The sequence below is a fragment of the Mycobacteroides franklinii genome (assembly GCF_001853795.1).
Taxonomy (GTDB): Bacteria; Actinomycetota; Actinomycetes; order Mycobacteriales; family Mycobacteriaceae; genus Mycobacterium; species Mycobacterium franklinii.
Map to the genome: position 1 here is coordinate 371,082 of NZ_MLIK01000024.1, position 19,499 is coordinate 390,580.

22 protein-coding genes are annotated in these 19,499 nt (G+C 64.7%); 18 read left to right on the plus strand and 4 right to left on the minus strand.

Translation table 11 applies throughout. The features are described from left to right. Positions 1-58 precede the first annotated feature (58 nt). Genes hisD through hisI form a run of 8 tightly spaced genes read left to right on the plus strand, consistent with a single transcriptional unit; the run spans position 59 to position 6,464 of the window. Entirely contained in the window at positions 59-1,408 is a 1,350-nt protein-coding gene (gene hisD / locus BKG76_RS21215; protein ID WP_070939670.1) for a histidinol dehydrogenase, read from the plus strand. Beyond that, positions 1,405-2,535 carry a histidinol-phosphate transaminase gene (locus BKG76_RS21220; protein WP_070939671.1) on the plus strand — a complete coding sequence of 377 codons (1,131 nt, stop codon included), beginning with the start codon at positions 1,405-1,407 and terminating at the stop codon, positions 2,533-2,535. The genes hisD and BKG76_RS21220 overlap by 4 nt, the downstream gene beginning before the upstream one ends. Further along, positions 2,532-3,155 carry an imidazoleglycerol-phosphate dehydratase HisB gene (gene hisB / locus BKG76_RS21225; RefSeq protein WP_070939672.1) on the plus strand — a complete coding sequence of 208 codons (624 nt, stop codon included), beginning with the start codon at positions 2,532-2,534 and terminating at the stop codon, positions 3,153-3,155. Before BKG76_RS21220 ends, hisB begins: the two co-directional genes overlap by 4 nt. Further along, on the plus strand, positions 3,152-3,802 hold the full coding sequence (gene hisH, locus BKG76_RS21230; protein ID WP_070939673.1) for an imidazole glycerol phosphate synthase subunit HisH: 651 nt from the start codon (positions 3,152-3,154) through the stop codon (positions 3,800-3,802). Before hisB ends, hisH begins: the two co-directional genes overlap by 4 nt. Then, positions 3,799-4,530, plus strand: coding sequence for a bifunctional 1-(5-phosphoribosyl)-5-((5-phosphoribosylamino)methylideneamino)imidazole-4-carboxamide isomerase/phosphoribosylanthranilate isomerase PriA (priA, locus tag BKG76_RS21235; RefSeq protein WP_070939674.1), 732 nt, complete (start codon positions 3,799-3,801; stop codon positions 4,528-4,530). The genes hisH and priA overlap by 4 nt, the downstream gene beginning before the upstream one ends. 1 nt (position 4,531) lies before the next feature. Further along, positions 4,532-5,347: an inositol monophosphatase family protein gene (locus tag BKG76_RS21240; RefSeq protein WP_070939675.1), complete on the plus strand. Its 816-nt coding sequence runs from the start codon at positions 4,532-4,534 to the stop codon at positions 5,345-5,347. Then, a complete protein-coding gene (gene hisF / locus BKG76_RS21245) occupies positions 5,344-6,117 on the plus strand; it encodes an imidazole glycerol phosphate synthase subunit HisF (protein WP_070939676.1) in 774 nt (257 codons plus the stop codon). Before BKG76_RS21240 ends, hisF begins: the two co-directional genes overlap by 4 nt. Then, the gene (hisI, locus tag BKG76_RS21250) at positions 6,114-6,464 is read left to right on the plus strand and encodes a phosphoribosyl-AMP cyclohydrolase (protein WP_070939677.1); all 351 of its coding nucleotides are present in this window, start codon (positions 6,114-6,116) and stop codon (positions 6,462-6,464) included. Before hisF ends, hisI begins: the two co-directional genes overlap by 4 nt. A gap of 10 nt (positions 6,465-6,474) precedes the next feature. Here hisI and BKG76_RS21255 read toward each other — a convergent pair whose 3' ends face one another. Next, on the minus strand, positions 6,475-6,933 hold the full coding sequence (locus BKG76_RS21255; protein ID WP_070939678.1) for a peroxiredoxin: 459 nt from the start codon (positions 6,931-6,933) through the stop codon (positions 6,475-6,477). A gap of 50 nt (positions 6,934-6,983) precedes the next feature. Here BKG76_RS21255 and BKG76_RS21260 point away from each other — a divergent pair, with 50 nt between their 5' ends. Beyond that, positions 6,984-7,643 carry a nitroreductase gene (locus BKG76_RS21260; RefSeq protein ID WP_070939679.1) on the plus strand — a complete coding sequence of 220 codons (660 nt, stop codon included), beginning with the start codon at positions 6,984-6,986 and terminating at the stop codon, positions 7,641-7,643. Here BKG76_RS21260 and BKG76_RS21265 read toward each other — a convergent pair. From BKG76_RS21265 to BKG76_RS21275, 3 genes are all read right to left on the minus strand, one after another. Then, on the minus strand, positions 7,630-8,070 hold the full coding sequence (locus BKG76_RS21265; protein WP_070939680.1) for an HIT family protein: 441 nt from the start codon (positions 8,068-8,070) through the stop codon (positions 7,630-7,632). The genes BKG76_RS21260 and BKG76_RS21265 overlap by 14 nt on opposite strands. A 188-nt stretch (positions 8,071-8,258) precedes the next feature. Continuing rightward, a complete protein-coding gene (locus BKG76_RS21270) occupies positions 8,259-11,078 on the minus strand; it encodes an MMPL/RND family transporter (protein WP_070939681.1) in 2,820 nt (939 codons plus the stop codon). Beyond that, the gene (locus tag BKG76_RS21275) at positions 11,075-11,518 is read right to left on the minus strand and encodes an MmpS family transport accessory protein (protein WP_070939682.1); all 444 of its coding nucleotides are present in this window, start codon (positions 11,516-11,518) and stop codon (positions 11,075-11,077) included. The genes BKG76_RS21270 and BKG76_RS21275 overlap by 4 nt, the downstream gene beginning before the upstream one ends. Positions 11,519-11,892: 374 nt before the next feature. Here BKG76_RS21275 and BKG76_RS21280 point away from each other — a divergent pair, with 374 nt between their 5' ends. The 9 genes from BKG76_RS21280 to sugE all read left to right on the plus strand — a co-directional run bounded on the left by BKG76_RS21280 (position 11,893) and on the right by sugE (position 19,450). Beyond that, positions 11,893-12,384: a MarR family winged helix-turn-helix transcriptional regulator gene (locus tag BKG76_RS21280; RefSeq protein ID WP_070939683.1), complete on the plus strand. Its 492-nt coding sequence runs from the start codon at positions 11,893-11,895 to the stop codon at positions 12,382-12,384. A gap of 61 nt (positions 12,385-12,445) precedes the next feature. Continuing rightward, positions 12,446-13,981: an anthranilate synthase component I gene (locus BKG76_RS21285; protein ID WP_070939684.1), complete on the plus strand. Its 1,536-nt coding sequence runs from the start codon at positions 12,446-12,448 to the stop codon at positions 13,979-13,981. Beyond that, positions 13,974-14,591 (plus strand): TIGR02234 family membrane protein, encoded by a 618-nt coding sequence (locus BKG76_RS21290; protein ID WP_070939685.1) that lies wholly within the window; start codon positions 13,974-13,976, stop codon positions 14,589-14,591. Before BKG76_RS21285 ends, BKG76_RS21290 begins: the two co-directional genes overlap by 8 nt. Positions 14,592-14,713: 122 nt before the next feature. Beyond that, positions 14,714-15,532 (plus strand): indole-3-glycerol phosphate synthase TrpC, encoded by an 819-nt coding sequence (trpC, locus tag BKG76_RS21295; protein ID WP_070939686.1) that lies wholly within the window; start codon positions 14,714-14,716, stop codon positions 15,530-15,532. A gap of 39 nt (positions 15,533-15,571) precedes the next feature. Next, positions 15,572-16,831, plus strand: coding sequence for a tryptophan synthase subunit beta (trpB, locus tag BKG76_RS21300; protein ID WP_070939687.1), 1,260 nt, complete (start codon positions 15,572-15,574; stop codon positions 16,829-16,831). Continuing rightward, positions 16,828-17,616, plus strand: coding sequence for a tryptophan synthase subunit alpha (gene trpA / locus BKG76_RS21305; RefSeq protein ID WP_070939688.1), 789 nt, complete (start codon positions 16,828-16,830; stop codon positions 17,614-17,616). The genes trpB and trpA overlap by 4 nt, the downstream gene beginning before the upstream one ends. A gap of 34 nt (positions 17,617-17,650) precedes the next feature. Continuing rightward, entirely contained in the window at positions 17,651-18,700 is a 1,050-nt protein-coding gene (gene lgt, locus BKG76_RS21310; protein ID WP_070939689.1) for a prolipoprotein diacylglyceryl transferase, read from the plus strand. After that, a complete protein-coding gene (locus tag BKG76_RS21315) occupies positions 18,697-19,050 on the plus strand; it encodes an NINE protein (RefSeq protein ID WP_070939690.1) in 354 nt (117 codons plus the stop codon). The genes lgt and BKG76_RS21315 overlap by 4 nt, the downstream gene beginning before the upstream one ends. Before the next feature lie 85 nt (positions 19,051-19,135). Then, positions 19,136-19,450: a quaternary ammonium compound efflux SMR transporter SugE gene (gene sugE / locus BKG76_RS21320; RefSeq protein WP_070939691.1), complete on the plus strand. Its 315-nt coding sequence runs from the start codon at positions 19,136-19,138 to the stop codon at positions 19,448-19,450. Positions 19,451-19,499 lie beyond the last annotated feature (49 nt).

The window sequence follows — 19,499 nt, forward strand, 5'->3', positions numbered from 1 at the left end:
CATGCGTCACACACAACCGGTGACTGCCTGGTAAATGGTGTTGAGCAGCTCTGGGACAATGGCTTATGTGAATGACGCCGCACCCGTTTTGCTTCGCCGTATCGACATGCGTGGTGCGAGCTTGTCCCCATCCCATCTGCGCTCGGCGCTGCCGCGGGGCGGCACGGATGTCGACGCGGTGCTGCCGAAGGTGCGGCCCGTCGTGGAGGCCGTTCGGGACCGCGGCGCGGAGGCGGCGCTGGAATACTGCGCCGAATTCGACGGCGTGCGCCCCGAGACCGTTCGGGTGCCGGCCGCCGAGCTGGAGCGCGCCCTCGCCGAGCTGGACCCCGCTGTGCGTGACGCGCTCGAGGTCGCCATTCTCCGTGCGCGGGCAGTGCATGCCGACCAGCGTCGTCAGGACACGGTGACCACGGTCGCCGACGGCGCCACGGTCACCGAACGATGGGTGCCCGTCGAGCGGGTGGGCCTCTATGTTCCCGGCGGTAACGCCGTGTACCCGTCGAGCGTAGTGATGAACGTTGTCCCGGCGCAGACGGCCGGGGTGGGATCGCTTGTCATCGCCTCGCCACCCCAGGCACAGTTCGGCGGTCTGCCGCACCCGACCATTCTCGCGGCGGCGCAGTTGCTCGGTGTCGACGAGATCTGGGCGGTCGGCGGCGCGCAGGGCGTCGCGCTACTGGCACACGGCGGCACCGATACCGACGGCGCCGAACTCGCGCCGGTCGACATGATCACCGGCCCCGGCAACATCTACGTGACCGCGGCCAAGCGGATGTGCCGCTCGATGGTGGGTATCGATGCCGAGGCCGGTCCGACCGAGATCGCGATCCTCGCCGATGAGACCGCCGATCCGGTGCACGTCGCCGCCGATCTGATCAGCCAAGCCGAACACGATGTGCTGGCGGCGAGCGTCCTGGTCACCACCAGCGAGGCGCTTGCCGACGCGGTGGTCAACGAGACCGCGACCCAACTACAGACGACGGTGCATGCCGAACGCGTCACCGCCGCATTGACCGGCACCCAATCCGGGATCGTGCTCGTCGACAACATCGACGCGGGAATCAAGGTCGTGAATGCCTACGCGGCTGAGCACCTGGAAATTCAAACGGCCCAGCCGGTGCCGGTCGCGGCGCGGGTACGCAGCGCCGGTGCGATCTTCCTGGGGCCATGGTCCCCGGTGAGCCTGGGCGACTACTGCGCCGGATCCAACCACGTACTGCCCACCGCCGGATGTGCCCGCCATTCCAGTGGACTGTCGGTGCAGACCTTTCTGCGCGGTATCCACATCGTGGATTACACCGAGGCGGCCCTCAAAGAGGTCTCCGGACATGTGATCACGCTCGCCAACGCCGAGAATCTGCCCGCGCACGGTGAGGCCGTTCGACGTAGGTTCGAGCGATCATGAGCGATGCAATCGGCGGTTCGGCCCGACTCGAGGATTTACCGCTGCGGGACAGCTTGCGCGGTAAGAGCCCTTATGGCGCACCGCAATTGACGGTGCCGGTGCGGCTGAACACCAACGAGAACCCACACGAACCTTCGGTGGGGCTGGTCGACGATGTCGCCGCGTCCATCCGTGAGGTGGCCGCGGAACTGCACCGCTACCCGGATCGCGATGCGGTGGCCCTGCGCGCCGATTTGGCCGCGTATCTGACGGAGCAGACCGGCGTGCACGTCGCCACCGAGAATGTATGGGCGGCAAACGGTTCCAATGAAGTGCTGCAGCAATTACTACAGGCATTCGGGGGGCCGGGCCGCACCGCGCTGGGATTCACGCCGTCCTATTCGATGCATCCCATCATCTCCGACGGAACCCAAACCGAGTGGTTGCAGGCGCAGCGTTCGGAGGACTTCGCCCTGGACGTCGGCACCGCGGTCGCGGCGGTGCGGGAACGCCGGCCCGACGTAGTCTTCGTGACCAGCCCGAACAACCCAACGGGACAGTCGGTTCCGCTGGATGATCTGCGGCAGATCCTGGATGTTGCTCCCGGGGTGGTGATCCTCGACGAGGCGTATGGCGAGTTCTCGGCGGCACCGAGTGGCATCACGCTCGTGGACGAGTACCCGGCGAAACTGATCGTGAGTCGCACCATGAGCAAGGCGTTTGCCTTCGCGGGCGGGCGGCTCGGATACCTGGTTGCGGCGCCCGCGGTCATCGATGCGCTGCTGCTGGTGCGGCTGCCGTACCACCTGTCGGTGCTCACGCAGGCTGCGGCACGCGCCGCGGTGAAACATCGCACCGAGACTCTCGGTAGTGTCGCGACGTTGGTCGCCGAGCGCGTTCGGGTGTCAGAGTCGTTGTCGGCCAGCGGGTTCCGGGTAATTCCCAGCGACGCGAACTTCATCCTGTTCGGCCGATTCGCGGATTCTGCGGCGAGCTGGCAGCGGTACCTCGATGCGGGGGTTCTCATTCGGGATGTCGGTATTCCGGGTTATCTGCGCGTCACCGTCGGGCTGGCGAGCGAGAATGACGTGTTCTTGAAGGTCAGCGACAGCTTGGCTGCAACCGACCTAGAAGTGGAGGCATCATGACGGTTCCTGTGCAGGCACGTGTAGCACGAGTGGCGCGGGCCACCCGTGAGTCGGACATCGTGGTGGAGCTCAATCTGGATGGAACCGGCCAGGTGCACATCGACACCGGCGTGCCGTTCTATGACCACATGCTGACCGCGCTAGGCACGCACGCCAGTTTCGATCTGAAAATCACGGCAAAGGGTGACACCGAGATCGAGGCCCACCACACCGTGGAGGACACCGCCATCACCCTGGGGCAGGCGCTTGCCGAGGCCCTGGGCGACAAGAAGGGGATACGCCGGTTCGGCGATGCCTTCATTCCGATGGATGAGACCTTGGCCCACGCCGTGGTCGATGTCTCCGGCCGTCCCTACTGTGTGCACACCGGCGAGCCGGACCACCTGCTGCACACCACAATCGCCGGTTCTTCGGTTCCGTACCACACCGTCATCAACGCCCACGTGTTCGAATCGCTGGCGCTCAACGCGCGGATCGCGCTGCATGTGCGCACGCTGTACGGTCGCGACCCCCACCACATCACCGAAGCCCAGTACAAGGCCGTGGCCCGTGCGCTGCGCCAAGCCGTCGAACCCGATCCCCGGGTGACCGGCGTGCCGTCGACCAAGGGCAGCCTGTGACCGGTGCGGGACCGAAAGTTGTTGTTCTCGACTACGGTTCGGGCAATCTCAGGTCTGCGCAGCGCGCCCTGGAACGGGTAGGCGCCGACGTTACGGTGACCGCCGACGCGCACGCGGCGCTCAACGCCGATGGTCTCGTGGTCCCCGGAGTCGGTGCCTACGCGGCGTGCATGGAGGGGCTGCGCGGCATTGACGGTGAACGCATCATCGACGTCCGCCTCGCCGGTGGCCGCCCGGTGCTGGGTATCTGCGTGGGTATGCAGATCCTGTTCAGCCACGGCATCGAGTTCGGCGTCGACACCCAGGGGTGCGCGCAGTGGCCCGGTGTGGTCAGCCGCCTTGATGCGCCGGTCATTCCGCACATGGGGTGGAACACCGTTGACGTGGCGGCAGGATCCGAGCTGTTCGCCGGGCTGGACGCCGATACTCGCTTCTACTTCGTGCACTCGTACGCCGTGCAGAAGTGGGAGTTGGAAACCCCCAGTGATTCGCCGATCGCGCCGCCGCTGGTGACCTGGGCGACCCATCACGTGCCGTTTGTCGCGGCGGTGGAGAATGGATCACTTGCTGCCACACAGTTCCATCCGGAGAAGAGTGGCGATGCGGGGGCCGTGTTGTTGAGCAATTGGGTGAAGGGAATCTCTTGAGTCTCGTTCTATTACCGGCGGTTGATGTCGCGGACGGTCAGGCCGTGCGCCTTGTGCAGGGTAAGGCCGGCAGCGAAACCACTTACGGCTCACCGCGTGACGCGGCGCTGGCGTGGCAGAACGACGGTGCCGAATGGGTGCATCTGGTGGACCTGGATGCGGCATTCGGTCGCGGTTCCAATCGTGAGCTGCTGGCGCAGGTTGTCGGCGAGCTCGATGTCAAGGTGGAACTCTCCGGCGGTATCCGCGACGACGAGTCGCTGAGTGCGGCGCTGGCCACCGGTTGCGCCCGCGTCAATCTGGGCACCGCCGCGCTGGAGGACCCGCAGTGGTGCGCCTCGGCGATCGCGCGGCACGGCGAGCGTGTGGCCGTGGGCCTGGATGTCGAGATTGTCGACGGCGAACATCGTTTGCGCGGCCGTGGCTGGGTCAGCGACGGTGGTGACCTCTGGGAGGTGCTCGAACGGCTGCGCGGGCAAGGGTGTTCGCGCTACGTCGTCACCGATGTGACCAAGGACGGCACCCTCACCGGACCGAACCTTGAACTGCTGGCGCAGGTCGCCGGTGTGGCCAACGCGCCCGTCATTGCCTCGGGTGGGGTGTCGAGTCTGGATGATCTGCGCGCGATCGCGGAGCTGACCGGAGCCGGTGTTGAGGGCGCGATCGTCGGAAAAGCGCTTTACGCAGGGCGTTTCACCTTGCCCGACGCGATAGCCGCCGTTTCCTGACATGACCACGACCGCTGAACTGGAAGCGCTGGTACGCGAGGCGTCCGTGATTCTGGATGCGGCGGCCCAGCGCTTCGTGGCGGGCCACGGCGCCGATGGTGTGGTCTTCAAAGGCGGTAAGGACTTCGCCACCGAAGAAGACCTCGCCATCGAACGGATGGTCGTGCAAGCGCTGACCGAACGCACCGGAATCGGGGTGCACGGTGAGGAATTCGGTGGCCCGGCGGTGGATTCGGGACTGGTCTGGGTTGTGGACCCCATTGATGGCACCGTCAACTACGCGGCGGGGTCTCCGATGGCCGCGATCCTGTTGGGCCTCATGTCTGACGGCGTTCCGGTGGCCGGGTTGACGTGGTTGCCGTTCATGGGGGACAAGTACACCGCCGTGTCGGGAGGCCCGCTGATTCGCAACGGCGTGGCGATGCCCCCGCTGCCGCGAACGGATCTCGCGGACGTGGCGGTGGGCCTCGGTACTTTCAACGTCGATTGGAAGGGCCGAGTTCCGGGCCGCTATCGACTGACGGTGGTGGAGAAACTGAGCCGGATCACCTCGCGCCTGCGGATGCACGGCAGCACAGGAATCGATTTGGCATTCACCGCGGGCGGAATATTGGGCGGTGCGGTGAGCTTCGGTGCGCACGTGTGGGACCACGCTGCCGGTATCGCACTGGTACAGGCCGCGGGCGGTCATGCGACCGATCTGAGTGGCGCGCCCTGGACACCGGAATCACCCTCGGTGCTGGTAGCCGCGCCCGGTGTGCATGAACAGATCCTGGAAGTGCTTGCTGAGGTCGGAGATCCGGAGGACTACCGATGAGTGTTGCCACCCGTGTCATCGCTTGCCTCGACGTCGACGACGGTCGGGTGGTCAAGGGAGTGAACTTCGAAAATCTGCGCGATGCAGGCGATCCGGTGGAGCTGGCCGCGGCATACGACGCGGAGGGCGTCGACGAACTCACCTTCCTTGATGTCACCGCTTCGTCCTCGGGGCGCGCCACCATGCTGGATGTGGTGCGGCGCACCGCCGAGCAGGTGTTCATTCCGTTGACCGTGGGCGGTGGTGTGCGATCGGTGGACGATGTGAACGTGTTGCTGCGGGCCGGTGCGGACAAGGTGGGCGTGAACACCGCGGCGATCGCGCGCCCAGAACTATTGGCGGAGTTGGCGCAACGGTTCGGGTCACAGTGCATCGTGCTGAGCGTCGACGCCCGCCGCGTCCGTGAGGGTGACGCGCCGACCCCGTCCGGGTGGGAGGTAACCACACACGGCGGGCGCCAGGGCACTGGGATCGATGCGATCGAATGGACAAGTCGCGGAGCAGAATTGGGTGTGGGGGAGATCCTGCTCAATTCCATGGATGCCGACGGCACCAAGGCGGGATTCGACCTTCAGATGATCGCGGCCGCACGGGCCGCGGTTGACGTTCCGGTGATCGCCAGCGGCGGTGCTGGTGCTATCGGGCACTTCGCGCCCGCGGTGAAGGCCGGTGCTGATGCGGTGCTGGCGGCCAGTGTCTTCCACTTCCGGGAGCTGACCATCGGTGAGGTGAAGGCGGCGATGGCGGCAGAAGGGATCACGGTGCGATGACCGAACTGGATCCGGCCATTGCCGACCGCCTGAAGCGCGATGCGGCAGGTTTGGTGACCGCGGTGGTACAGGAACGCGACACCGGCACCGTACTCATGGTCGCGTGGATGAACGACGAGGCATTGGCTCTGACGTTGTCCACGCGCCGGGGCACCTACTTCTCGCGGTCCCGGCAGCGTCTATGGGTCAAGGGCGAGGAATCGGGGCACACCCAGTACGTGCACTCGGTGCGGTTGGACTGCGACGGCGACACGCTGGTCCTCGAGGTCGATCAGACCGGACCCGCGTGTCACACGGGCGCCCACAGCTGCTTCGACCGCGATGAACTCCTGAGTGACGCGCGTTAGGTAGCGCGCGCTACGTACGGGCGCGCAGGAACTCTAGGGCCTTATCGGCGTGCGCGTTCATGTTGAGCTCGCTCGCGAAGACTTCGAGAACCGTCTTGTCGGTGCCGATGATGAACGTGGTCCGCTTAACGGGAGCGAGCTTGCCCAGCAGCCCGCGCTTGACACCGAAGGCAGCCGAAACCTTGCCTCCGCTGTCCGATAGCAGTGGGTAGTCGAACTTGCGCTTGTCGGCGAAATCGGCCTGCTTCTCCACCGAATCGACACTGATGCCCACCCGGGAAGCGCCCACTTCCTTGAATTCGCTTGCCAGATCACGGAAATGGCAGGCCTCGGCGGTGCAGCCGGGGGTATTGGCGGCCGGGTAGAAGAACAGCACGACGGGCCCGTCGGCGAGGAGGGCGGACAGGCTGCGGGTCGTTCCGGTCTGGTCCGGGAGCTCAAAGTCCGCGACGCGATCACCAGGTTTCATGAACCGAACGCTACCCGTGTGCGGTGGTATGTCGCCATACGATCGGTGACGTGGACGTATATGACGCGGTGGAATCCCGGCACTCGGTCCGGGACTTCCTCGATCGCCCGGTGGATCATGAGACGCTCACTCGGGTGCTGACGGCCGCCTCTCGGGCTCCGTCGGGAGGGAACCTGCAGCCATGGCATGTGTACGTGCTCAGCGGCGCACGCCTCACGGAGCTCAAGGACCGGATCGCCCAGCGGGTGAGCACGGGTGAGCACGGGGACGCACTCGAGGTGGCGATGTATCCGGAGCCACTGGGCGGCTCCTATCGGGAACGACTGCACGACTTTGGGCGACGACGTTACGGCGCCCTGGGTATCGATCATGACGATCGGGCGGCCCGGGCCCGGGTGCGCGCCGGCAATTGGGATTGTTTCGGTGCCACGACAGCCCTGTTCTGCTACCTCGATCGCGATATGCCACCACCGCAATGGGGTGATGCGGGCATGTACCTACAGACGGTGATGCTTCTGCTTCGGGCAGAAGGGCTGCACAGCTGCCCGCAAATCGCCTGGGCGGAGTATCACCGCACCGTCGCACAGGTCATTGCGCCACCGCCGCAGCGAGTCTTGTACTGCGGCATGTCTATTGGCTACAGGAACCCGGTGGCGCAACATCTGGAGATGCCGCGGGCAGCGCTGTCGGAGACCGTCACATTTCTTTAGCGGTCAGCGCCGCACACAGCGTGTTTCCCAGGGCGGTGATCGTACGCATGTCGCCACGGACGCCCGGCGCCCACGGCAGTCGCAGGCCGTCCTTGGACTTGTCGGCATATCGGGGAATCACGTGAAGGTGGAAGTGGAACTCCGTCTGCCACGCGTGGGCACCGCAGCAATTCAGCAGGTTCACGCCGTCGGCGCCGAGCTCGGAGACCACTGCTTTGGCTATGCGCTGGGCGGCCACGGCAACAGCGCCGAGGTCATCGGCCGATATCTCGAGCAGATCCCTGCTGTGCCGCTTGGGAACCACCAGCAGATGTCCGTCCGAGCCGGGGTTGATGTCCATGAACGCATACGTTTCGGCGTCCTCGGACACCCGCACGCTGGGCACCGCACCGGAGATGATTCCGCAGAACAAGCACTTGTCGGCCACCGTCCCACGTTAGATGCGTTGACGGCTCGAATGTATGTTCGATACGATCGGCCGGTCTGGATGGCTTCGAGGTGATGAGGTGTGCGGTGCCATCGAAGAGCGTGACAGTGTTCCTGCCCGGCGGTACGGTGTGGGAGTTCCACTGGGATTTGTACCGCCGAGCCAAATCAACTGGTGTGCAATGTGGTTCACCGATACGTCGCGGGCTTCGGGCGCGCCGGGATCAGCCGTGGCCACCAGAACAGCGGCCCAAGGAGCCGGGCGATCGCGGGAGTGATGAACGAGCGCACGATGAGCGTGTCCAACAGCAGGCCAAGGCCGATGATGGAGCCCAGCTGACCCACCGACAGTAGGTCGCTGGAGAGCATCGCCATCATGGTGGTCGCGAACACGATGCCCGCGGTGGTCACCACCTTGCCGGAGTTGGCGACGGCCCTGATGAGTCCGGTGTTGAGCCCGGCCTTGCTTTCCTCCAGATATCGGGCGATCAATAACAGGTTGTAGTCCGACCCCACGGCCACCAGGATGATGAAGGTGATGGGCAGGTTCAACCAGCTCAGCGGTATGCCCAGGAAGTGCTGCCAGACCAACACCGACAGCCCGAAGGCACCGGAGTATGAGAACGCCACCGTGCCGATGATGACCAGTGCCGCCACCACGCTCCGGGTGATCAACAGCATCACCAGGAAGATCAGGGCGAATGCCGCGATCGCCGCGATCAGGAGGTCGGTCTTGGTGGCGTCCTGGATGTCCCAGTAGGTTGCGGCCGCACCACCGAGATAGACGCGCGACCCGGCCAGTGTCGTGCCCTTGAGTGCCTCTTTGGCCTTGGGGAGGTACGCCTGCGCGTGGTCTATGCCTTCCGGGCTCAGGGCCTCGCCGTCGTGATAGATCATGTAGCGGGCGGACTTTCCGTCCGGCGACATGAAGTACTTCAGGTCGATCTGGAAATACGGATTGGCGAACGCGTCGGGCGGCAGGTAGAAGAACTCGTCGTTCTTCGAGCTGTCGAATGCGTATCCGAGGTCCATCATCTGGCGGCCCAGCTCATTCATCTGGGTCAGCATCGGCCGCATGGTGCTCTGCTCGGTGAGCACCACCTTTCTCATCTTGTCCAGTTCGGCGGCGCTCTTGCCGATGACCTCGACCAGTTGAGGGGTGACGGCATCCTGAATCACGGCGGCCTTGAGGCTGTCGTCCGCCGCATCGGTCATCGCGTCGACCTGGTCGGTCATGTCGAACAGTGATCTCATCGCCCAGCACATCGGGATATCCGCGCAGTGCGGTTCCCAATAGAAGTAGTTGCGCAGCGGTCGGAATTGGTCGTCGAAGTTGCCAAGGGTGTCCCGCATGCTGACGGTGGCATCCTTCAACTCCTGTGCGCCCTTGAGGGAGATGTGCGCAGAACCTGCTTGTTGCCCGGTGAGCTCCTGCTGTTGGCGCATCAGGGCGGCCATCCGGTCGGTGATATCGGCCATCTGAGTGAACCGGTCGGTGAGATCGGTGAGGAAGGGGAGTATTTCGTTGATCTTGGTCCCCATCGTCCCCATCGTGTAGGTGAACGACGAATGCTCCAGTGGTGTGCCCAATGGTCTGGTGACGCTTTGGATCATGGCGACGCCGGGAGTGTGGAACACCTCGCGCGCCACCTTGTCCAACGCGATCATGTCCGTCGAATTGCGCATATCGTGATCGGACTCGATCATCAGCATGTCGCTGTTGAGCTTGCTCACCGGGAAATGCCTGTCTGCCGCGGCATACCCCTGATTGGCCGGGACGTCGTCGGCGATGTAAATCCGGTCGTTGTAGTTGGGGCGGTAGGACGGAAGCGTGATCGAGCCGATCATCACCACCACGCTGCTCACCACCAGGATGCGGCCCGGCCACCGTACCGTGACGGTAGCCACCTTGCGCCAAATGCCGGTGCTGGCCTTGACTTTCGGTTCAAATACCCCGAATCGGCTACCCAGTGCCAATACGGCGGGCCCGAAGGTGAGAGATGCGGCGACGGCGACGAGCGTTGCGGCCGCGCACGGGATGCCCATGGTGTTGAAGTAGTTGAGTCGGGTGAACTGAAGGCAGAATGTCGCACCCGCGATGGCCAGTCCCGACCCGAGAATGACATGCGAGACACCCTTGACCGCAGAGTAATACGCGGTCTCGCGGTCCTCGCCGGCATGGCGTGCCTCTTGATATCGGCCGATCAAGAAGATCGCGTAATCGGTTCCGGCTCCGAGGATCAGCGACACCAGGATGTTCGATGCGAACACGGAGATGCCGATGAACTTGTGGTAGGCGAGGAAAGCGACAACGCCTCGCCCACAAGAGAGTTCCACCATCACCATCAGCAGCGTCAGAAGTGCCGTCGCCACGGACCGGTAAACGATGAGCAGCATCACCGTGATGATGATGATGGTCACGTACATCAGGCGGATCATGCTTTGGTTGCCCACTTGGAGCATGTCTGTGGACAGCGGGGCGGAGCCGGAGACGTACACCTTGACCCCGTTGGGGGGCTGCACCTCGGAGACCAATTCGCGCACCGCGCGGATGGATTCGTCGGAGACTGTCGAGCCCTGGTCGCCGGCGACCCGCACGAGTGTGTAGGCCGCTTGCCCGTCGGAGCTCTGTACGCCGGCGGCGGTCGTGCCCTGGCCCCACAGGTTCATCACGTACTGGACATGCTTCTTGTCATTTTCAAGCTTGCTGGCCAGTGTGTCGTAGAACGTGTGGTCGGCATCGTTCAGCTTGTGGTCACCCTCGAGGATCACCATGGCCAAACTGTTGCTGTCTGATTCCTGGAACGACTCGCCGATATGAATCAGCGCCCTGGAGGACGGCGCGTCGAGTGGCACCAGTGGGCCCTGATTCTGATCCGTGACCGGTTCGAGCTGGGGTACCACCACATTGACAACCACGGTGAACGCCGCCCAGGCGAGCACCACCAGTATCGAGTACTTGCGAATTATCTTGGCGAACAACGGTTTCTGTGCGGAATGTGTGCTCATGCGGACAGCACCTGGCACCAGACCCCGGCGTGCTCGCCGGTCGCGGTGTGCTCCGAGCGCACCAACCCGTCAACAGTGATGCGGCAGCCGACGTTTCGGCCCGCCACCTGTGCCGTGATGTCCCCGGTCGCGGTGGTCAACACGGTGGTCTCCGTATGCGTCCAGGGCAATGCGGTCGGCTCAATATCGACCGGTCGGTTGTTGGTGTCCCAATAGCTGATCCGCGCCCAGCCGCCGTAGTCGCCGAACACTTCGTAGACGATGTTCTTGGGATTGAATTGGACAACCGCGAAATTTCCTCCAGGACTACGTGTTCGGTCCTCCGAGCCGAACACCCCGTGCGCGAATTTGATGGCCAGCCCGGCGATCAGAAGTATGACGATCGCCAAGGCGGGCAACCAGATCTTGTTGACCACACGACGGCTTCTGGAAACGCTCATGGCTGCACCTTTCGAGGTTCAATGCCCGCGGAGCCCGCAACATCCGGGCGACATCGGCTTGCCCCGTTGCTTGCCGAGCGGTGTGGAACGTGGTCGTCACTGGTGACGGCGGTAGAGCCTGCCGCTCGGCGCGTTCACCGTTTTGGGGTTTGCGACTCCGGAGCGGAACTCATGCGTGACAGATACTATACAAGTTATGTATTAGGTGTGGATCTGACGAGTGAGACCCTTGTCTCAGGGATCGGCACGGGCTCTAGGGGAATAAAGTGACCACACCGCAGGTGGAAGTTTCCGAGCCCCGGATAGCGACGTCGCGGTTTCGATAGCCTGGGTCCTACCCGCGTTTACCTGGCATACCTGGACCGAGAGGCACGATGGCCGTCCACGAGAGCTCGATCACCGCACGCGACTGGACGCTGAACAGGCCGGAGCTCGACACATCGCCGATGGAAGTGATCGGCTCGCTGAAGCGTGCGTCGGGGCTGCTCGCCCGGTTACTAGAGCCTCTCTATGCCACGGCGGCCATCGCCGAGCCCGAGCACGATGTTCTGGTTGTGCTGCGCCACCGCAAGGGACCCGTGATCGCCCGGCACGTGGCCGAAGAGCTTGGGGTATCACAGGCCTGGGTGTCCAGAATGCTGCGCAAGCTGGAAGAGCGTGGATACGTGCGCAGGGAGGCGAACGCCAACGACCGGCGGGCCGCGATCATCAGCATGACCGATAGCGGGCGCTCGGTAGTGGACGAGCTGTTCCCGGAGCGGCTGCGCATAGAAGCCGAAGCGCTTGCCGGGCTCGGAGACGAGCGCGCCTCGGTCGTCGCCGGACTGGAACGACTGGTCGCCTCGCTGAAGGCGTACGAGGGCTAGGCGCACTCAGCGTTAGCGACGCGGCCAAATTCCCTGGCGGGGGTCTGGGAGAATGGCTCCCATGCATAGCACCGTCAGCGGCGCAGCCACCACGACCAGGGAAGAATTCAACGCCCTGGCGGCGGTGCACCGGGTGGTGCCGGTGACTCGAAAAGTACTGGCAGATAGCGAAACCCCACTCTCCGCGTACCGAAAGTTGGGCGCAAACCGCCCGGGCACCTTCCTGCTCGAGTCGGCCGAAAACGGCCGATCGTGGTCGCGGTGGTCGTTCATCGGTGCAGGCGCGCCCTCGGCGTTGACGGTGCGGGACGGCCACGCCGCATGGCTGGGAGCGACCCCGGAAGGCGCCCCCGTCGGCGGAGACCCGCTCGACGCGCTGCGCGCCACCATGGATCTGCTGGCGGGCGAGTCGCTTGAGGGCCTCCCGCCGCTGTCCGGCGGCATGGTGGGTTTCCTGGCGTACGACATCGTCCGGCGGCTGGAGAAGCTTCCGGAACATGCCACCGATGACCTCGGACTGCCGGATCTGCTGCTGCTGCTCGCCACCGATATGGCGGCGGTCGACCACCACGAGGGCACCATCACGCTGATCGCCAACGCGGTCAACTGGGACGACACCCCGGAACGCGTGGCCGAGGCGTACGACAGCGCCGTCGCGCGGCTGGACGTGATGACGGCGGCCCTGGGGCAGCCGCTCCCGTCGACCGTTGCCCACTTCGATCGGCCGGCCCCCACCTACCGCAGCCAGCGCACCGTCCAGGAGTACAGCGCAATCGTGGACAAGCTCGTCGGCGACATCGAAGCCGGCGAGGCGTTCCAGGTCGTACCGAGCATGCGCTTTGAGATGGAGACCGATGTCGACCCACTCGAGGTGTACCGGATCCTGCGGGTCACCAATCCCAGCCCGTACATGTATCTGCTTCATGCACCGGATTCCGATGGTGGAACAGCATTTTCCATCGTCGGGTCGAGTCCGGAGGCGCTAGTCACCGTCAAGGACGGGGTGGCCACCACCCATCCGATCGCGGGAACGCGCTGGCGCGGGGCGACCGCCGAGGAAGACATCTTGCTCGCCAAGGATCTTCTGGCCGACGAAAAAGAACTCTCCGAGCACCTGATGTTGGTCGACCTCGGCCGCAACGACCTCGGCCGGGTGTGCACCCCCGGCACCGTGAAGGTCAGTGATTACAGCCATATCGAGCGCTACAGCCATGTCATGCATCTGGTGTCGACTGTGTCCGGATCGCTTGCCGACGGCAAGACGGCGTTGGACGCCATCACCGCGTGCTTCCCGGCGGGAACGCTGTCCGGGGCACCAAAGGTGCGCGCCATGGAACTGATCGAGGAAGTCGAGCTCACCCGCCGCGGACTGTACGGGGGAGTCCTGGGCTACCTGGACTTCGCCGGCAACGCCGATTTCGCCATCGCGATCCGCACCGCGCTATTCAAGGACGGCCGCGCCTACGTGCAGGCCGGCGGGGGTGTGGTGGCCGACTCCACGGGCGAGTACGAATACAACGAGGCGCGCAACAAGGCCACCGCCGTACTCAACGCCATCGCCGCCGCCGAAACCCTCACGGGCGCCGCGGATGTCTGACCCGGCCCCGCCGAATCCGGGCCGCAGGCGGCTCCTGGCGGGCGCTGGACTCCTCGTCGTCGCCGCGGGCGGGCTGTGGGTGGCCTCGAAATTCACCTGGGTTCGGCTGCGTTCCTTCGACGGTCTGGGTGAACCCAGGACGCTGCTGGTATCCGGCGCCGATTGGTCCGCCGCGTTGGTGCCGCTGGCCGTCGCGCTGATCGCCGCCGCCATCGCCACGCTCGCGATACGCGGCTGGGCCCTGCGCATCTTGGCCGTCCTGGTGGCGGTCATCGGCGCTGGCGCCGCCTACCTCGGTGTCAGCCTCTGGGCGGTTCGCGACGTCGGGCCACGCGCCGCGGAGGTGAAGAAGGTTGCGGTATCGACCTTGGTCGGCGCCGATCGCCTTTCCGGCGGCGCCACCACCGCCGTCCTTGCCGCCGTGGTGGCGGTATTGGCCGCCATCACGCTGCTGCGGGCCGGGCGGGGAGTCACGGCCTCGAAGTACCAGACCCCGGCCGCACGACGCTCTGAGGCCGCGAATCCGGCCGATAAGAAGCAGAGTGAGCGAGTGATGTGGGACAGCCTCGACGACGGGCAGGACCCCACCGCCGGTCCTGCCCGGCCGTAGTTCGGTTCGACAGTCCGGTTCGATGTGACCCGGTTTTCTTGTGTGCGCCCACAGCGGCTACCCTTCTGTGAAGTTCGAGTGCGCAGGCGCGGGGGCGCCGCAAGAAGGGAATCGTCGAGGTCATGAGTTCGGGAACCGTACTCGATTCGATCCTCGATGGCGTGCGCGCTGATGTCGCGGCTCGCGAAGCCGTTGTCGATCTCGCCACCGTCAAGGCGGCCGCCAAGGCCGCGCCCAAACCACTCGATGTGATGGCCGCCCTGCGCGAGCCCGGCATCGCGGTAATCGCCGAGGTCAAGCGGGCCAGCCCGTCGCGCGGCGCACTCGCCGATATCAGTGATCCCGCCGAGCTTGCCAAGGCCTACGAGGACGGGGGAGCACGCATCATCAGCGTGCTCACCGAGGGGCGGCGGTTCCATGGCAGCCTCGATGATCTGGACTCGGTACGCGCCGCGGTGTCGGTTCCCGTGTTGCGCAAAGACTTTGTGGTCAGCCCGTATCAGATCCACGAGGCGCGCGCGCATGGCGCCGACCTGATCTTGCTGATCGTGGCGGCACTCGAGCAGACCGCGCTGGTGTCGCTGCTCGATCGCACCGAGTCGCTCGGCATGACCGCGCTGGTGGAAGTGCACACCGAGGAAGAGGCCGACCGGGCTCTGTCCGCCGGGGCCTCCGTTATCGGAGTCAACGCACGTGACCTGAAAACTCTTGAGATCGACCGGGATTGCTTCTCGCGTATCGCGCCGGGGCTGCCCAGCGGAGTGATCCGTATCGCCGAATCCGGTATCCGCGGTACAGCCGACCTGCTTGCCTATGCCGGTGCCGGAGCCGATGCCGTGTTGGTCGGCGAGGGGTTGGTCACCAGCGGCGATCCGCGGGGAGCCGTCGCTGATCTGGTGACTGCGGGCACGCATCCGTCCTGCCCTAAACCGGCCCGCTAGATAATGCCCGAAAGCTTTCACACAGGCGGCTCATCCAGCATGAAGAACACCGGTTTACCGCAGATGAGCGCTGCGATCGCCGAACCCACCGCGCACGATCCGGACGCCCGCGGCCATTTCGGTCCCTACGGCGGTCGCTACGTGGCCGAGGCGCTGATGGCCGTCATCGAGGAAGTGACCGCCGCCTACGAGAAGGCTCGGTCCGATCGATCCTTCCTCGATGAGCTCGATCGGCTGCAGACGCACTATGTGGGCCGCCCGTCCCCGCTGTACGAAGCGGAGCGACTCAGTGCTCACGCGGGTGGTGCGCGGATCCTGCTCAAGCGAGAAGACCTGAACCACACAGGTTCCCACAAGATCAACAACGTTCTGGGTCAAGTCTTGCTGGCCAAGAAGATGGGCAAGACTCGGGTCATCGCGGAAACCGGCGCCGGGCAGCATGGCGTCGCCACGGCCACCGCTTGTGCGCTTCTGGGCCTCGAATGCGTGATTTACATGGGCGCCGTCGACACCGCACGGCAGGCGCTCAACGTCGCGCGGATGCGGCTGCTCGGATCAACTGTGGTGTCAGTGGAGTCCGGGTCGAAGACCCTGAAGGACGCCATCAACGACGCGATGCGCGACTGGGTGACCAACGCGCACAACACCTACTACTGCTTCGGCACGGCCGCCGGGCCGCATCCCTTCCCGGTGATGGTTCGCGATTTCCAACGCATCATCGGCATGGAGGCACGCGCGCAAGTTCTCGCCCAGGAGGGCAGATTGCCGGACGCGGTGGTCGCCTGCGTCGGCGGGGGTTCGAACGCCATCGGCCTGTTCCATGCCTTCATCGACGATCCGGCGGTGCGCCTCGTCGGGTACGAGGCCGCGGGCGACGGTGTCGAGACCGGCAGGCATGCAGCTACATTCAGCGGCGGGACACCGGGCGCCTTCCAGGGCTCCTACTCCTACCTGCTGCAGGACGATGATGGTCAGACGATCGAATCCCATTCGATCTCAGCGGGTCTGGACTACCCGGGAGTCGGTCCTGAGCACGCTTGGCTGCGCGAAAGCGGACGTGCGGACTACCGCCCCGTCACCGACAGCGAGGCCATGGATGCCTTCCTGCTGCTCTCCCGCGCCGAGGGGATCATTCCCGCCATCGAGTCGGCCCATGCCGTCGCCGGTGCACTCAAACTCGGCGTCGAGTTGGGTGCGGGTGCTGTCATTGTGGTGAATCTGTCGGGCCGCGGCGACAAGGACGTCGAGACCGCCGCCAAGTGGTTCGACCTCTTGGACAAGAACGGCAGCCAGTCATGACACAGCCCGGCCGTCTGACCGAAGTCTTCGACAAATGCCGCGCCGAGGAACGCGCCGCGCTGATCGGATACTTACCCAACGGGTATCCGGACCTGGACACCTCGATCGAACTCATGACCACCCTGGTGCGCGGCGGATGCGACATCATCGAAGTCGGGATCGCGTATTCCGATCCGATGATGGACGGCCCGATGATCGCCGCCGCCGCAGAGACCGCTCTTGCCAACGGGGTTCGGGTGGCGGACGTGTTCACCACGGTGCGCGCCATCACCGACGCCGGCGGGCATGCCGTCGTCATGTCGTACTGGAATCCGGTGCTGCGCTATGGAGTTGACGCGTTCGCACGTGACCTCGCCGCCGCCGGCGGCCTCGGTATCATCACTCCGGATCTGATCCCCGATGAGGCCGAAGACTGGATCGCCGCCTCGGACGCACACGATCTGGACCGTATCTTCCTCGTCGCGCCGTCATCCACGCCCGAAAGACTGGCGAAGACAATCGGCGCTTGCCGGGGATTCGTGTACGCGGCGTCCACCATGGGCGTCACTGGCGCCCGTGATGCGGTGTCGAACGCCGCACCCACTCTGGTGAGCAGGGTTCGCGAGGTCTCCGATATCCCGGTGGGGGTGGGTCTGGGCGTGCGCTCCGGTGCGCAAGCGGCTGAGATCGCGGCATATGCCGACGGCGTGATCGTCGGCTCGGCATTGGTGGCGGCAGCCCCGCAGGGCCCCGCGGCCGTGCGATCGTTGACTGAAGAGTTGGCCACCGGAGTTCGAAGGGCATGAGCTCACGGACAACAGGGAAAACAGGTAGAGCACAGTGACTATCGTGAATCTGGCATACATCCCCAGTCCGCCCCAAGGGGTCTGGCATCTGGGGCCGATCCCGATCCGCGCGTACGCACTGTGCATCATCGCGGGCATCATTGCCGCGCTGGTCATCGGTGATCGTCGGTGGGAGCAACGCGGCGGCGAACGCGGCGTCATCTACGACATCGCGTTGTGGGCAGTGCCTTTCGGGCTGGTCGGCGGCCGGCTCTATCACGTGATGACCGACTGGCAGACCTACTTCGGACCACATGGCAAGGGCCTGGGCAAGGCCATCGCAGTCTGGGAGGGTGGCCTCGGCATCTGGGGCGCTGTTGCCCTCGGTGGCGTCGGAGCCTGGATCGCGTGTCGCCGGCGCGGAATTCCATTGCCGGCCTTCGCTGATGCGATCGCTCCCGGCATCGTGCTGGCCCAAGCGATCGGCCGATTGGGCAACTACTTCAACCAGGAACTCACCGGCGGGCCGACCACGCTGCCGTGGGGTCTGGAACTGTTCTACCGCCGCTCTGCCGATGGCACGGTGGACGTCCTCAACCTCAACGGTGTGTCCACCGGCGAGGTGGCCCAGGTGGTTCACCCGACTTTCCTCTACGAATTGTTGTGGAATGTCCTGGTTTTCGCACTGCTCATTGTCGTGGATCGGCGCTTCAAGATTGGGCATGGGCGGCTGTTCGCGATGTACGTCGCGGCGTACTGCGTTGGGCGCTTCTGGGTGGAGCTGATGCGCGTGGATCCGGCCACACAGTTCGGCGGAATTCGCGTCAATTCGTTTACCTCGACGCTGGTGTTCCTCGGAGCGATTGCCTACATTCTGCTGGCTCCCAAGGGGCGCGAGGATCCTGCCACTTTGGGTGGCACGCCGGCGCCGTCCGACGACGGGGAATCTCCCGCAGAGCCTGCTGCCGACGACGCTGAGGACTCCAAGGATTCCGAGGATGTCGCGGAGACAACCGAAGAAGGCGTCACGAAGAATCCAGGGGAAGGCGCCGCGGATAAGCCCGCGGACGAACCCGCCGAAAATTCTGGCATTGTGGAGAAATGACCGAGAGCACTCCGCCTCCTTTCGGAACTCCTCCGCCGGTACCACCGCCCGGCATTCCTTATCCGCCTCCGTATGTGGATCCCGCGGCTCCTTATGGACGCGACCCGGCCACCGGGGCGCCGTATTCGGACAAGTCGAAGCTCGTCGCCGGTCTGTTGCAACTGCTGGGCCTGGTCGGATTCCTGGGTTTTGGCCGCATTTATCTCGGCCAGACACTGCTGGGTGTGGTTCAGCTGCTGATCGGGTTTGTGACATTCGGGATTGTCGCGGTCATTTGGGCGATCATCGATGCGGTCTTGATTTTCGGCGGCAAGGTCAGCGATAAGGCTGGTCGCCAGCTTCGAGATTGACGTGTGAGAAGATGGAAATGACCCGGGACGACCCGGTCATTCTCTCGCCAGGGGACGACCTCACCGAAACACGGAGGTATCTCTCATGGTTTGGCTGGTCCTCATTCTTGCGGGTCTTCTCGAGGTGGGCTGGGCCATCGGCCTCAAGTACACCGAGGGTTTCACGCGGTTGTGGCCCACCGTCGGCACGGTCGGATCAATGATCATCAGCATCGCGCTGCTGGGCATCGCGATGAAGAACCTACCGGTGGGCACCGCGTACGCGATCTGGGTGGGCGTGGGAGCCGTCGGCACCGCGATCCTGGGCATTGTGTTATTCGGCGATTCGGCCAACATCTGGCGGCTACTGAGCCTGGGATTGATCGTGGCAGGCATCATCGGTCTGAAATTGGCCTCCTGACAACGTAAACCGGCCAAGGTAACCGGCGGGTGAATCGTGCTCGCGCTGA

Excerpts from the sequence above, each read along its gene's own strand:
- hisI (WP_070939677.1), top strand. The coding sequence starts at position 6,114 with ATGACCGAACTGGATCCGGCCATTGCCGACCGCCTGAAGCGCGATGCG.
- BKG76_RS21275 (WP_070939682.1), bottom strand. The coding sequence starts at position 11,518 with ATGAGCGTTTCCAGAAGCCGTCGTGTGGTCAACAAGATCTGGTTGCCC.
- hisD (WP_070939670.1), top strand. The coding sequence starts at position 59 with ATGGCTTATGTGAATGACGCCGCACCCGTTTTGCTTCGCCGTATCGAC.
- BKG76_RS21270 (WP_070939681.1), bottom strand. The coding sequence starts at position 11,078 with ATGAGCACACATTCCGCACAGAAACCGTTGTTCGCCAAGATAATTCGC.
- sugE (WP_070939691.1), top strand. The coding sequence starts at position 19,136 with ATGGTTTGGCTGGTCCTCATTCTTGCGGGTCTTCTCGAGGTGGGCTGG.
- hisB (WP_070939672.1), top strand. The coding sequence starts at position 2,532 with ATGACGGTTCCTGTGCAGGCACGTGTAGCACGAGTGGCGCGGGCCACC.
- BKG76_RS21290 (WP_070939685.1), top strand. The coding sequence starts at position 13,974 with ATGTCTGACCCGGCCCCGCCGAATCCGGGCCGCAGGCGGCTCCTGGCG.
- trpA (WP_070939688.1), top strand. The coding sequence starts at position 16,828 with ATGACACAGCCCGGCCGTCTGACCGAAGTCTTCGACAAATGCCGCGCC.
- BKG76_RS21285 (WP_070939684.1), top strand. The coding sequence starts at position 12,446 with ATGCATAGCACCGTCAGCGGCGCAGCCACCACGACCAGGGAAGAATTC.
- BKG76_RS21255 (WP_070939678.1), bottom strand. The coding sequence starts at position 6,933 with ATGAAACCTGGTGATCGCGTCGCGGACTTTGAGCTCCCGGACCAGACC.
- BKG76_RS21240 (WP_070939675.1), top strand. The coding sequence starts at position 4,532 with ATGACCACGACCGCTGAACTGGAAGCGCTGGTACGCGAGGCGTCCGTG.
- hisF (WP_070939676.1), top strand. The coding sequence starts at position 5,344 with ATGAGTGTTGCCACCCGTGTCATCGCTTGCCTCGACGTCGACGACGGT.
- BKG76_RS21280 (WP_070939683.1), top strand. The coding sequence starts at position 11,893 with ATGGCCGTCCACGAGAGCTCGATCACCGCACGCGACTGGACGCTGAAC.
- trpC (WP_070939686.1), top strand. The coding sequence starts at position 14,714 with ATGAGTTCGGGAACCGTACTCGATTCGATCCTCGATGGCGTGCGCGCT.
- BKG76_RS21220 (WP_070939671.1), top strand. The coding sequence starts at position 1,405 with ATGAGCGATGCAATCGGCGGTTCGGCCCGACTCGAGGATTTACCGCTG.
- trpB (WP_070939687.1), top strand. The coding sequence starts at position 15,572 with ATGAAGAACACCGGTTTACCGCAGATGAGCGCTGCGATCGCCGAACCC.
- BKG76_RS21315 (WP_070939690.1), top strand. The coding sequence starts at position 18,697 with ATGACCGAGAGCACTCCGCCTCCTTTCGGAACTCCTCCGCCGGTACCA.